Consider the following 12917-nt stretch of genomic DNA (forward strand, 5'->3'; position numbering starts at 1 on the left):
TAGGATACATCTTTCATGTTTCATCATATTACGGTATAATAAGTTCATATGAGAATGGGGGTTTCTATGTTCCTCAAAAAGATAGAAATGCAGGGTTTTAAATCCTTTGCGGATAAAGTAGTTATAAATTTTGATGATGCCGTTACGGGTATTGTAGGTCCAAATGGATGTGGTAAAAGTAACATTAGTGATGCGATACGTTGGGTTTTAGGCGAACAGTCCGTAAAATCAATGCGTGGCTCGAGTATGACTGATGTTATTTTTAATGGGTCTGAAACGCGCCGGAAGGTCAATCTTGCGGAAGTTACTTTAGTCTTCGATAATGAAGCACGGCCTTTAAACAGTGATTATGAAGAATTAGAAGTAACACGAAGACTCTATCGGGATACTCGTGAGTCTGAATATTTAATCAATAAAGTTCCATGTCGATTACGCGATGTTCATGATTTAGTAATGGATACGGGTTTGGGTAGAGATTCATTATCCATCATCTCGCAAGGGACAATTAGTTATTTTGCCGAAGCAAAACCTATTGAACGTCGTGTGATTTTTGAAGAGGCAGCTGGTGTCTCCAAATATAAAAAACGTAAAATTGAATCCATCAATAAACTTGAACGCACAAAGGAAAATGTTGATCGTATGCAAGATATTGTGGATGAGATAACACGTCAGGTTAGTTCATTGAAACGTGCTGCTAAAAAGGCAGAACAATATAAAGAAAAAAAAGCGTTGCTTGAATCGATTGAAGTTTCAGTTATCTGTCGAGAGATCAAAGAACTGGAAGAACTTATTAATTCAAATAAAAACGATACCTATCGTTTAGAATCGGAGATTGCAACCTTAGAAACAAATATTGGCGTCTATGGTCATGAACTCCAAGAGAAACGTCAAGAAATTTTTAAGATGGATCAAGATATCGTTAAAGGGCAAGAAAAGGTTATGCAATTTGTCCGTGAGATTGGTATCTTAGAAACGCGAAAAGTTGAAATTGATGAACGCCGTAAGTACACATTGGAAGTCGGCGATAAACAAGCAAAGGCACAAGAACTCTTTGCTGCTATGAATGATGCGAAGTTGGAATATGATGAACGTAAAGAACGTCATCAGAAACTAAATGCTGAAGTGGAATTGTTAACTGAAACAACGTATGAAAAAAATCGAGAACTTGCAGATAAACAACAATCCCTGAATACGTTGTTGTCATCTCTAAACCAATTAAAAAACAGATTGGAACTTGTGGTGCATCGATTGGAACGCCCTTTTGAATCTCAAGCAGGTGTTCAAGCTGTTATGAATAACAAAGCATCGCTTTTTGGGGTTCTTGATGCTGTGGGGAATGTTTTTACCCCTAAAGACGGTTTGGAAGTCGCCATCACAACGGCTTTGGCTGGTTCGATGGTTCATATTGTTACTGAGAATGATAAAGCGGCAGTGAATGCGATTAACTTTTTAAAGAAAAATATGTCAGGGAGAGCAACTTTTATTCCTCTTACATCATGTAAATCACGTTCTGTTGCGGATGATGCCTTAACGGTTTGTGAACATGCTCCAGGATTTATGGGTGTTGCTTCAGATTTTGTATCCAATGATCCGGTATTTGAAATCTTAAAGAGAGTTTGCTGGGCAATGTTCTTGTCGTATCCACAATTGAAGATGCTAACCGTCTTGCGAAACAATTACACCATTCCTATAAAATTGTCACGCTTGATGGGGATGTTATGCATCGTGGTGGAACAATGTCGGGTGGTAAGACTAGAAATAACCAACAGTCCATGTTGACGCTTAAACGTGACAAGGAATCTTTAGAAGAAGAAATCACAAAGCTTAAAGATCGAATTGTATTCTCGGAAAACGAAGTGCGAATGTTGCAAACAACGATCAAAGAAACGAACGACATCTTAATGCAACGCCGAATTGCTTTAGCGCAATTGGAACCATTGCTTGATGTCAAACGATCGAAGTATGAGCGTTTACAACAAGAGTATGAAGAAATAAATCCAAATGATGAGTTTATGACCGAGGATGTTGTTGACGAAGTTGTAGGAAAGCTTAATCGTGCTTATATGGAGCGTGATGAGTTAAGTTCTAATCTTGCCTTGATTCGCGAACGTCGTTTGGCACTTGGGAATGATGTTCAACGTAAAGAAGTCTTGATGCGTCAATATCGAAGTGAGTTAAATAAATTGACGCAAGAAAAACATGAAGTGAATTTGAGTGATACCAAGAATGCAACACGACTTGAATCAAATCTTGAACGTTTATCAAGTGAGTATCAAATGACCTTTGAATATGCGCTTGAAAATATTTATGATGAATCGGCTGCAAACGGTCGTGATGAAGTTCTTAAGCTGCGCGGCGAAATTGCTGCATTGGGAAATGTTAACCTTGAAGCCCCAGAAGAATATCAAGAAGCGTTTGAACGTCATGAATTTCTAACGAAACAGCTCGATGATCTTATTTCTTCTCGTGATAAACTTCTTAGTGTCATCGAAGAGATGGATCAAATCATGGTTAAACAATTTAAAGAAATGTTTGATAAGATTAACGGGGAGTTGGGTTCAGTATTTGGTGCTTTGTTTGGTGGAGGGAAGGCGAAACTTGTGTTGGAAGATGAAGATGATCTTCTAAATACCGGAATCGATATTGATGTACAGCCACCAGGGAAATCGGTTCAAAATATTCGTCTGTTTTCAGGAGGCGAAAAGAGTTTAATCGCAATTTCAGTTTTGTTTGCGATATTAAAAGCACGACATGTCCCATTATGTATTTTGATGAGGTTGAAGCTGCGCTGGACCAAGCAAATGTTGAGCGTCTTGCAAACTATATCAAAGATTTCAGTGATGACACCCAATTCTTAGTAATTACGCATAGATCGGGAACGATGGCACAATGTGATGTCTTGTATGGTGTAACCATGCCGACACGTGGTGTTTCATCCATGTTGCGTGTACGTTTGGATGAGGCAATTGAATTAAAGGAGGAAGTATAATGGGATTTTTTGATATGTTTAAAAAATCAAATAAAAAAGATCAAAAAGAACAAGCACTTTATTCCACCGGGTTGGATTCAACCAAAGCATCTTTTGGTAATAAGCTTAAACAAATGTTTACAGGTAAACCTAAGTTTGATGATGCTTGGTATGATCATCTTTTAGCGGTTTTGATTCAAAGTGATGTATCTTTAAAAAGCGCTCAAAAAATTATTAAAACATTTCGAAAAAATGTGAAAACTTCGATGAGTGAAGAAGAAGAAGCTTTGGAAACGCTTGTGGAAGTGATTTTAAGACAGTATGGGGATAATTTGGAACCATATGCCATTGAACCAGGACGCCTCAATGCAATTCTTGTTGTGGGTGTGAATGGTTCGGGAAAAACGACGACTTGCGCAAAATTGGCGTATAACTATCAACAAGAAGGTCATAAAGTATTGTTGGTAGGTGGAGATAGTTTTAGAGCAGCTGGAAGTAACCAACTAAAAGTATGGGCTGATGAGCTTGGTGTTGATTTTATTGGCGGTAAGGATAATCAAGATCCGGCATCGGTCTATGTTGATGCAGCGCGGTATGCCAAGGAACATGATTTTGATGTCATGATTTGTGATAGTGCAGGTCGCTTACAAAATAAAGTAAACCTTATGAAAGAACTCGAAAAAATGAAGCGTGTTTTAGAGCGTGAAGTGGGAAGTATTGATCATACCTACCTAGTGATTGATGGTAATACCGGACAAAATGGATTATCTCAAGCGAAAATGTTTACTGAGGTCACGCCCGTTGATTCCTTAATCGTTACGAAACTGGATGGTTCACCTAAAGGTGGGGTTCTGATAAGTATCAAAGATGAATTGGATTTAAAGGTAAGTCATATTGGTTTGGGTGAATCGGTCAGCGATTTAAGAGCGTTCGATATCGAGAGTTATCTCTATCATCTTGTGAATGATAACCATGAGCATTGAGAAAGCAATCGAATTAAATCGGCTTTTTGATTACTACGAAAGTTTGTTAACAGAAAAACAAATACAAGTTTTTCAATATTATTACCAAGATGACTTGTCATATCAAGAAATTGCGGATATCCTTAATATTAGTCGTTCGGCTGTTTATGATAACTTAAATCGAACAACCAAATTACTCGAAGAGTATGAGCAGAAGTTGGGAGTTGCGACATCCTATCAAAAATTATTTGATAAACTTTATGCCCTAGGGGATGGGGAAGTCAATAGAATCTTAGATGATTTCAATAGAGGAGGAAATTATGAGTAAAGTTTTAGCGGTAAATGCCGGAAGTAGTTCATTGAAATTTCAATTATTAGAAATGCCAGAAGCAGAAGTGCTTACAAGTGGTATTGTTGAGCGTATTGGTTTAAATGATGGAATTATCACATTTAAATATAACGATCAAAAAGATACAGATACTTTAAATATTCCAGATCACCATGTAGCGGTAGATCTTGTATTAAAAGGTCTTGTCGAAAAAAATATTGTTTCTGATTTATCAGAAATCGTTGCAGCGGGTCACCGTGTTGTTCATGGTGGTGAGTATTTCCAAGGGAGTGCATTATGTGATGAAGTGTCTGTAGCGCAAGTTGAAGAACTTGCTGATTTAGCTCCTTTACATAATCCAGCAAACCTTATTGGTTATCGCGCATTTAAAGAAGCGTTACCAAATGCTACACATATTTTCGCATTTGATACAGCATTCCACCAAACAATGCCTGAAGAAGTGTTTATGTATGCATTACCATACGAATACTACAGCGATTTAGCGGTTCGTCGTTATGGTGCACATGGTATTTCTCATGAATATGTTGCACAACGCACAGCAGAATTAATGGGTAAAAACGTTGAAGATGTTAACTTAATTGCACTTCACTTAGGTAATGGTGCTTCGATTTCTGCAGTTGAAGGCGGAAAATGTGTTAATACATCAATGGGTTTCACACCATTAGCAGGACTCATGATGGGTACACGTACAGGTGATTTAGATCCTGCAATCGTGACTTATTTAATGCGTAAGCTTGATATTACAGCCGAAGAAGTTTTAGATATTTTCAACAAAAAATCTGGAATGGCTGGAATTAGTGGGATTTCAAGTGATGCTCGTGATATCGAAAACGGTATTGATGACGGCAATGAACGTGCAATTTTAACACGTAAGATGTATGCACAACGTGTATTACAATATGTGGGTGCTTATGCACTTCAATTAGGTCATGTTGATGGTCTTGTCTTTACAGCGGGTCTTGGAGAAAACGATACAGGAACACGTGAAGCAATTTTAGATGTGTTACAACCAGGATTAAAACTTGATTATGACCGTGAATTAAATAGTAAAACACGTGGTAAGGAAGTTAAATTGAGTACCGATGCTTCTTCAATGGATATTTGGGTTTGTCCAACAAATGAAGAACTCGTAATCGCAACAGACGCTTACAGAATTCATAATGAACAAAACTAAATTTCAAGAATATGTCGAATCTTATGATAAGATTTGCTTATTTCGCCATGTCCAACCAGATGGGGATGCTTTAGGTTCCCAGGTTGGTCTGGCAAAATGGTTGAAGTTAAACTATCCTGATAAGGAAATCTTAATGTTAGGAAGCGATCTCCATAATTTTACGATTTATGAAGCCATGGATCAGGTAGAAAATCTTGGCTCGTTTTTAGCGATTGTTTTAGATAGCGCAAATCAAGAACGTATCGATGATCAACGTTTTCAAGAGGCAAAAGCGATTATTAAGATTGATCACCATCCAGAAGTAGATATTTATGGTGATTTACAAATCGTGGATTCGAGTCGAGGCAGCGTTTGTGAAATTGTCGCGGATTTATTGCGAGAACTTCAGATGAACATGGATGAAACGATTGCTAATACGCTTCTTTCGGGTATTTTGACCGACACACAAAAGTTCTCAATTGAAACAACTTCTTCTAAAACACTCCGTGCAGCAGCTTGGCTTATGGATGAAGGGGCGAACATTACAAAACTTAATCATGCGCTTTTCCTGCGTACGCGCAGAAATTTTGAAATCAATCGCGAGATTCAAAATCATATCCAAGTAAAAGATGCTTTTGCATATGTTATCATTGACCAAGCATTGCGTGATCAAATGGGAATTACTGAGTCTGATGCGAAAATGTTTACAGGTTCAATGGCAGGTGTGCGTGAGTTTAAAATTTGGGGATTGTTTATCCAAACTGAAGATGGAACGTTTAAAGCATCGTTAAGATCTCAAAATAATACAATTAATACCATTGCACAACGCTATAACGGTGGTGGACATCGTCTTGCTTGTGGTATTAAAGGTTTGACCTATCAAACGATGGAATCACTTATTCAAGAATTGGCAGAAACATCGCTATTATAGCGATGTTTTTTCATGTATAATAATGATAGAGGTGGCAAAATGGCGACACATTTAATGGTTCGCAGTCATTATTCGCTCTTAAAAGGAATGATGTCTGTAGACTTAATCTGCGAAAAAACAAAAGAATTTGGTATGAAGAGCATCGCCCTGACTGATCGGCATGTTCTTTTTGGTGCACTTGATTTTTATGTAGAAGCACAAAAACGTAATCTTAAACCGATTTTCGGTATGGAAATTACGATTGATGCTGATGATTTTCAATATGATTCACTCGTTCTCGCACGTACGAATGAGGGGTATCAAGGGCTTATTCACTTATCCTATCTTCTTTCACAACAAGAATGTGTATCGGAGGCGGATGTGATTCCTTTTCAATCCGATTTAGTGTTCATTGCATACTCCGAACAAGGGCCCTTTGAAAAAGGGATGCTCGGTAAAGATTTGGATGATGTTGCAATCGTAATGGAACGACTCAACGCTTCGTTTTCGCATTTCTATATTGGATTATCACATCAAGAGTCCGGTTTTTTTGCAACTGTTAACGATCAACTTCGTCAAATGGCGGCTTTAAGAGGGATTGACTGTGTTGCGCTTCCAAAAGTATATTACGAAAATAAAGATGATGAGGAAGCCTTTCGAGCTTTGCAAGCAATCGATAAAGGAACTTATTTAGAAGATAAAACGCTTGTTTCTTCCCCGAATCGGCATTTTACGACGTGTGATGATTTTACGGTGCTTTATCAGGAATCTGAAATTGAACTTACTAATGCCATCGCGGAAATGTGTCATGTATCGATCCTTGATTTGACAACAGAATTACCGGAGTTTGAAACGCATCAAGATGTAAGTAATAAGATTTATTTAGAACAGTTGAGTCATTTTGGCTTGAAGCGCAGATTAAATCAATCTGTACCTGTGAAATACCAGGAACGTTTGGACTATGAGTTGAAAATTATCAATGACATGAATTTTACAGATTACTTCTTAATCGTCTATGACGTGATTCGCTATGCGAAAAAAGAGGGGATTTATGTAGGACCAGGTCGTGGGAGTTCTGCGGGTTCCCTTGTTGCCTATTGTTTAGGTATCGTTGAAATTGATCCGATTGAGTATGATTTGTTATTTGAACGATTTTTAAACCCTGAACGTGTATCAATGCCCGACATTGATATAGATTTTCCAGATGATAAGCGGCAATTTGTAATTGATTACGTAAGGGAAAAATATGGTGATAATTATGTTGCTCATATTGTGACATTTGGGACACTCAAGGCGCGGCAAGCGTTTCGGGATACAGCTCGAGTATTGCAAGTTCCAATTCGTAAGGTTGATCAAGTTTCAAAACTTATTGATCCACTTTTAGATTTGCGTCAAAATTACAATCAGAACAGTCGATTTAGATCGCTTCTACAATCTGAGAATATCTTAACCAAAACGTTTGAGCTTGCGTGTAGTCTTGAAGGTATGCCACGACATACGTCGACCCATGCTGCTGGAATTGTGTTGAGTAAAAAACCACTTGAAAATGTGGTCCCTATTATTCAATTAGACTCAGAGACCAAAGCGGTCCAATATGATATGAGTCGTCTTGAGTCAATTGGTCTTGTGAAGATAGATTTTCTGGGACTCAGAAATTTGACGATTATTGACAATATCAGTCGTCAAATTAATGAACAGGAGCGATTTGACATTATGGCAATTCCTCTTGACGATAAAAAAACTTACGATTTAATTTCACGGGCAGAAACGGTTGGGGTGTTTCAACTTGAATCCGATGGGATGAAAGCATTGTTAAAAAAAGTGAAACCGTATAAGTTTAGTGATATTGTAGATACCATTGCACTGTTTAGACCGGGACCTATGGAAAATATTCCATTGTACCTCGAAAATCGTGCGCATCCCCAAAACGTCAAGTATATTCATGAGGACTTAAAAAAAATTACGGAAAGTACCAATGGGATTCTGATTTATCAAGAGCAGATTATGCAAGTTGCTCAAATTATGGCGGGATTCAGTTTAGCTCGAGCGGATATTTTACGTAAAGCAATGAGTAAGAAAGATGCTAAAGAACTTGATGGTTTAAAAGCGGAGTTTGTTCAAGGATGTATCGATAAAGGTCATAGTAATGTTTTGCGCAAGAGCTTTTTGCGCTTATCTATAAATTTGCGAATTATGGATTTAATAAATCTCATTCGGTTGCATATGGTTTAATCGCCTATCAATTGTCTTATTTAAAAGCAAATTATCCGCATTTATTCTATACTTATTTACTCACCAGTGTGATTGGAAGTGAGGTTAAAACACGACAATATATTGATGAATGTCGTCGTAGGAAGGTTGAGTTACGACCGGTTAACTTGGAACAAAGCACTAATCATTATACACTTGAGGGATTTGCGATTCGCTTGCCATTTACCGTTATTAAAGGTATTAGTAAAAGTATCGGGGCTAGAATAAGCACTGAAGTAAATAAAAATGGGCCATATTTGAGTTACTACAACGCAATTAGCAGACTCAATTTAGTGGGCATCAAGAAAAATCAGTTTGAGTTATTGATTCAAGCAGGTGCGTTTGACTATTTAAATCCTGATCGTTTGAGTATGATTGCATCTCTTGAAGAAGCGTTACGCTATGCGAACATCATTCGAGTTGAGAAAGATGGTCAATCATCCTTGAATATGGATTTAATCAGTGAACCAATCTTTACAATGGTAACTGAAAATCGGCGACAGGTTCTCAATGATGAACTGCTTGTTTTGGGCTTTTACTTTAGTGAGCATCCAACATTACGCTTAAAACAGAAACATGAAGCGGACTCAGTCATTGATGTTAAAGTTCGTGATAAATATTTCAGAATCATCGCAATGGTTGATCGGATAAAGCTCCATCGAACCAAAAAAGGGGACCAAATGGCCTTTATTCAATTAAGTGATGATACAGGTTTGATTGATGGAGTGGTATTTCCGTCAGTATATGATAAAATAAAAGTGAACCTAGAAATAGGAGCACTTGTCTTAGTGAAGGGGCAGATGCGTGAACCGGGCTCTTTGATCATAATGGATATGTACCGATTTGATTCAAATCCGGAATTTCACGAATCATAAAATGAAAGAGGTGAATTCACATGGTTAGATTTTTGATTGTAGATGATGAAGAGAAAATTAGAGAAGTTGCCAAGGAATATGCAAAGGCGACGGGTTTATTATGTGATGAGGCGTCCGATGGAGCTGAAGCAATAGAAATGGTCAAAAGCAATGACTATGATGTTGTTGTATTGGACATCATGATGCCAAATCTTGATGGTTTTACTGCATGTCGTGAAATAAAGAAAATCAAAGATGTTCCGATAATTATGTTATCTGCACGTCAAGAGGAGTTCGATAAGCTTCTTGGTTTTGAATTGGGAATTGATGACTATGTCACCAAACCGTTTTCGCCAAAGGAATTAATGGCTCGAATCAAAGCGGTAAGTGAACGCGCTAAAGGAATGAAACACAGTGTTTATTCATTTGGTGGTCTTGAAGTGGATATTACAGGCCGTAACTTAATTATCGATGGTGAAAGAATTAATGTCACCCCTAAAGAGTTTGACCTATTGGTCTTTCTCATTCAGCACAAAGATCAAGCGCTTTCGCGTGATGTATTGTTAGACAAAGTATGGAATTATAATTATTATGGTGACTATCGTACCGTCGATACTCATATTAAAATGTTAAGACAAAACTTAGGTCCGTATCGTGACTATATCGTAACGGTACGTGGAACAGGCTACAAGTTTGAAATCAACAACTAAAAATATGGCCTTTCGTATTTGGTTCTACTTCCTATTATTAACAGGAATTATGCTGTTATTTTTATGGATGTTACAGATTTCATTTATAGGACCATATTACGAGCGTAATCGATCTCAGACGATCCAAATGAAGGTCACAGAGATTGAACGGTTGTTAGAACGATCGGATATTTCGATAGTCGAAGAAGCAACAGGAAAAATTCTTGCAACTGAAAACATGTGTATTAGTATTTATAACGATATTGGGGTTCGTACTTATATTGGTGAGAACCCCAATATTCCTTGTCAGTTAAACAATCTAAAAAATTCTACGATGAAAGAGTATATGATTATGGCTGATAATGCTTCTACACATGATTTTTCGATTAATTTTAATAATGGAATCCATGAGCAAGGAATGTATTTTTATGGGAGAAGTACACTCATAAATGGGAAACCGAATTACATTTTTGTTATTTCTCCGATAAAACTTTTAGATTCAACGGTATTTGTTTTAAAAAGACAATTTGGATTGCTAGCACTTGTAGTATTTAGCGTTGCGACAATTGTTGCTTTTATCTTATCGAAGCGACTATCAAGTCCAATTACAAAAATTACCAACAGTGCTAAAAAGTTGGCGGATGGCGATTTATCAGTAGATTTTGAAGGGGATGATTATTCTGAAGTTGAAACTTTGGCAAGCACATTGAATTATGCAACCCAAGAGTTTCGTAAAACCGATGAATTACGAAGAGACCTAGTCGCCAATGTCTCTCATGATATCAAAACACCTTTAACCATGATAAAAGCATATGCAGAGATGATTCAAGATATCTCCGGCGATAATCCAGAGATGCGTGAACAGCATCTTCATGTTATTGTGGATGAGGTTAATCATTTGGAACGTCTTGTAAATGATATGTTAACCTTGTCAAAATATGAAGCCAATGTATTCGATATTAAAGAAACTGAGTATTTTATGTTACAACAAATTCGCAGCACCACCCATTTGTTTTTAGCAATGGATTTACAATTTGAAGTTCATTGTGATCCTAACTTAATGGTGATAGCGGATGAAATTAAAATGGGTCAGGTTCTCTATAATTATATTAATAACGCTACCAAATATGTTGGTGAAGATAATTTAATCATCATTAAAGCAGAAGTTGAAGGGGATTTTGTTGTCGTTTCCGTTACAGACCACGGAATTGGAATTAGCCCTGATATTATTGATCATATTTGGGATCGGTACTATAAGATTGATAAAAACTACCAACGTAGTGGATCAAGCAGTGGGCTGGGGTTATCCATCGTTAAAGCGATTTGTGATGCCAGTGGATCAAAATATTGGGTTGAATCGGAATTAGGTTCGGGAACTTCGTTCTATTATTCTGTAAAAAAAGCAAATTAAAAAGTTAGGTTTAACCTGGAGTAGTAAACTAAAAGTAGACAAGTAAAAAAGACTTGTCTACTTTTTTGTGTAATAATAAAATCAAAGATAAAACGGAGGTATTAATGATGGGAAGACCCAAAGGTGGATTAAATAATAAATGGACTTATGAGGATCGTATTAAAGTCGTTACACGTCATATTGATGAACATATAAGTGCTGCGAAACTATCACAAGTCCTAAAGGAACGATTAATGGTTGGATTGATCGACTCATGCGTGATGGTAAAGAGGGTTTAAAAAACAAGAAAAAGACAGGAAATCATTTTTCTGCGCTTCATACGAGTAAATCATTAACTGAGATCGAACGACTTCAACTCGAAATTCTAAAACGAGATATTGAGATTGCACGATTAAAAAAATGGTACCAGGTGAAAGGAGTTGGTGTAAACAAGGAGTTCGTTACTTTAAAAGACAAGAATTCCAAATAGCACATGATTTATCTTTTAAACATCCGATTACGTTCATTCTTAGATTTATGAATTTGAACCGATCTGGTTATTACAAGTGGTTAAAGCATAAGAATGATCTCAATATTTATGAACAAAAAAGAGCGATTCTTAGCTTTGTGATTAAAGACTGGCATCGCCGTTTTCCAAGTTATGGTTATCATGATATCGCTGCAGTCATGAGAAAGCAAAGTGATTTAGGATTGAATTTTCCGATAATTTAATCCACAAGTGTTGCAAGTTTTTAAATATTAAATCAAAAGTGAAACACTATTCCTATAAAAAACCTGGAACACAAAGTCGAATTTATCCTAATATTATAAAGAATCAATGGAGGGCAACCAAACCTTTAGAAATTATTGTTTCAGATATGACACATATTCGAAACAAAGGGATTAATTATGAATGGACTTTAATGGTTGATACCTTTAACAATGAAATTATCAGTTCTGCATTATCGCGTACAACTGGTGATCCTAAGCCTTACTACAAGTGTCTCGAGGATCTCCTTGCGCTACTTAAGGATAATAAAAAAACAGCTCCCACGATTCTTCACACAGATCAAGGAGCTGTCTACCACTCTAAAGCTTTCGCTAAAGCGCATGAAAATTATAACATAATTAGATCTATGTCGCGAGCTGGAACACCTACAGATAATCCAATTATCGAATCATTAAATGGATGGATTAAAGCAGAAATGGCGTGTGATTATCAATACTGGTCCGTAGATAACTTTGAAAATTTTATCGAAGAATATGTACATTATTTCAATTTTGAAAGACCTGCTTACTGTTTAAATTACAAAACCCCTATCCAATATAAAATGGATAAGGGTTTCTAGTCTTTTATTAATGTCTACTTTTGTTTGACAACTCCAGTTTAAC

General features: G+C 36.9%; 12 protein-coding genes and 1 pseudogene. All 13 read left to right on the forward strand.

What is annotated here, in order from left to right; translation table 11 throughout:
• The first annotated feature begins 66 nt into the window (after positions 1-66).
• The 13 genes and pseudogenes from EEI45_RS05525 to EEI45_RS05570 all read left to right on the forward strand — a co-directional run bounded on the left by EEI45_RS05525 (position 67) and on the right by EEI45_RS05570 (position 12874).
• A pseudogene (locus EEI45_RS05525) lies at positions 67-2989 on the forward strand (AAA family ATPase).
• Positions 2989-3951, forward strand: a complete 963-nt coding sequence (gene ftsY / locus EEI45_RS05530; protein ID WP_125164457.1) for a signal recognition particle-docking protein FtsY — start codon at positions 2989-2991, stop codon at positions 3949-3951. Before EEI45_RS05525 ends, ftsY begins: the two are co-directional and overlap by 1 nt.
• Positions 3941-4258, forward strand: coding sequence for a YlxM family DNA-binding protein (gene ylxM, locus EEI45_RS05535; RefSeq protein WP_125164458.1), 318 nt, complete (start codon positions 3941-3943; stop codon positions 4256-4258). Before ftsY ends, ylxM begins: the two co-directional genes overlap by 11 nt.
• Positions 4251-5453, forward strand: coding sequence for an acetate/propionate family kinase (locus tag EEI45_RS05540; RefSeq protein WP_125164459.1), 1203 nt, complete (start codon positions 4251-4253; stop codon positions 5451-5453). The genes ylxM and EEI45_RS05540 overlap by 8 nt, the downstream gene beginning before the upstream one ends.
• Positions 5440-6363, forward strand: coding sequence for a DHH family phosphoesterase (locus EEI45_RS05545; RefSeq protein ID WP_125164460.1), 924 nt, complete (start codon positions 5440-5442; stop codon positions 6361-6363). The genes EEI45_RS05540 and EEI45_RS05545 overlap by 14 nt, the downstream gene beginning before the upstream one ends.
• 39 nt (positions 6364-6402) lie before the next feature.
• Positions 6403-8574 (forward strand): DNA polymerase III subunit alpha, encoded by a 2172-nt coding sequence (gene dnaE, locus EEI45_RS05550; RefSeq protein WP_228410234.1) that lies wholly within the window; start codon positions 6403-6405, stop codon positions 8572-8574.
• A gap of 11 nt (positions 8575-8585) precedes the next feature.
• Positions 8586-9467: a helix-hairpin-helix domain-containing protein gene (locus EEI45_RS09290; protein WP_228410235.1), complete on the forward strand. Its 882-nt coding sequence runs from the start codon at positions 8586-8588 to the stop codon at positions 9465-9467.
• A gap of 20 nt (positions 9468-9487) precedes the next feature.
• Positions 9488-10156: a response regulator transcription factor gene (locus EEI45_RS05555; protein WP_003773749.1), complete on the forward strand. Its 669-nt coding sequence runs from the start codon at positions 9488-9490 to the stop codon at positions 10154-10156.
• Positions 10140-11546: a sensor histidine kinase gene (locus tag EEI45_RS05560; protein WP_228410236.1), complete on the forward strand. Its 1407-nt coding sequence runs from the start codon at positions 10140-10142 to the stop codon at positions 11544-11546. The genes EEI45_RS05555 and EEI45_RS05560 overlap by 17 nt, the downstream gene beginning before the upstream one ends.
• A 104-nt stretch (positions 11547-11650) precedes the next feature.
• Positions 11651-11824 carry a hypothetical protein gene (locus tag EEI45_RS08560; RefSeq protein WP_164503737.1) on the forward strand — a complete coding sequence of 58 codons (174 nt, stop codon included), beginning with the start codon at positions 11651-11653 and terminating at the stop codon, positions 11822-11824.
• Entirely contained in the window at positions 11800-12015 is a 216-nt protein-coding gene (locus EEI45_RS05565) for an ArsR family transcriptional regulator (protein WP_125164462.1), read from the forward strand. Before EEI45_RS08560 ends, EEI45_RS05565 begins: the two co-directional genes overlap by 25 nt.
• A gap of 47 nt (positions 12016-12062) precedes the next feature.
• Positions 12063-12257, forward strand: coding sequence for a hypothetical protein (locus EEI45_RS09295; RefSeq protein ID WP_228410237.1), 195 nt, complete (start codon positions 12063-12065; stop codon positions 12255-12257).
• A 38-nt stretch (positions 12258-12295) separates the two neighbouring features.
• Entirely contained in the window at positions 12296-12874 is a 579-nt protein-coding gene (locus EEI45_RS05570; protein WP_228410238.1) for a DDE-type integrase/transposase/recombinase, read from the forward strand.
• Positions 12875-12917 lie beyond the last annotated feature (43 nt).

The sequence above is a fragment of the Erysipelothrix piscisicarius genome, from assembly GCF_003931795.1.
Lineage (GTDB): Bacteria > Bacillota_I > Bacilli_A > Erysipelotrichales > Erysipelotrichaceae > Erysipelothrix > Erysipelothrix piscisicarius.

Excerpts from the sequence above, each read along its gene's own strand:
- ftsY (WP_125164457.1), top strand. The coding sequence starts at position 2,989 with ATGGGATTTTTTGATATGTTTAAAAAATCAAATAAAAAAGATCAAAAA.
- ylxM (WP_125164458.1), top strand. The coding sequence starts at position 3,941 with ATGAGCATTGAGAAAGCAATCGAATTAAATCGGCTTTTTGATTACTAC.
- EEI45_RS08560 (WP_164503737.1), top strand. The coding sequence starts at position 11,651 with ATGATGGGAAGACCCAAAGGTGGATTAAATAATAAATGGACTTATGAG.
- EEI45_RS09295 (WP_228410237.1), top strand. The coding sequence starts at position 12,063 with ATGAATTTGAACCGATCTGGTTATTACAAGTGGTTAAAGCATAAGAAT.
- EEI45_RS05565 (WP_125164462.1), top strand. The coding sequence starts at position 11,800 with ATGCGTGATGGTAAAGAGGGTTTAAAAAACAAGAAAAAGACAGGAAAT.
- EEI45_RS05545 (WP_125164460.1), top strand. The coding sequence starts at position 5,440 with ATGAACAAAACTAAATTTCAAGAATATGTCGAATCTTATGATAAGATT.
- EEI45_RS05555 (WP_003773749.1), top strand. The coding sequence starts at position 9,488 with ATGGTTAGATTTTTGATTGTAGATGATGAAGAGAAAATTAGAGAAGTT.
- dnaE (WP_228410234.1), top strand. The coding sequence starts at position 6,403 with ATGGCGACACATTTAATGGTTCGCAGTCATTATTCGCTCTTAAAAGGA.
- EEI45_RS05540 (WP_125164459.1), top strand. The coding sequence starts at position 4,251 with ATGAGTAAAGTTTTAGCGGTAAATGCCGGAAGTAGTTCATTGAAATTT.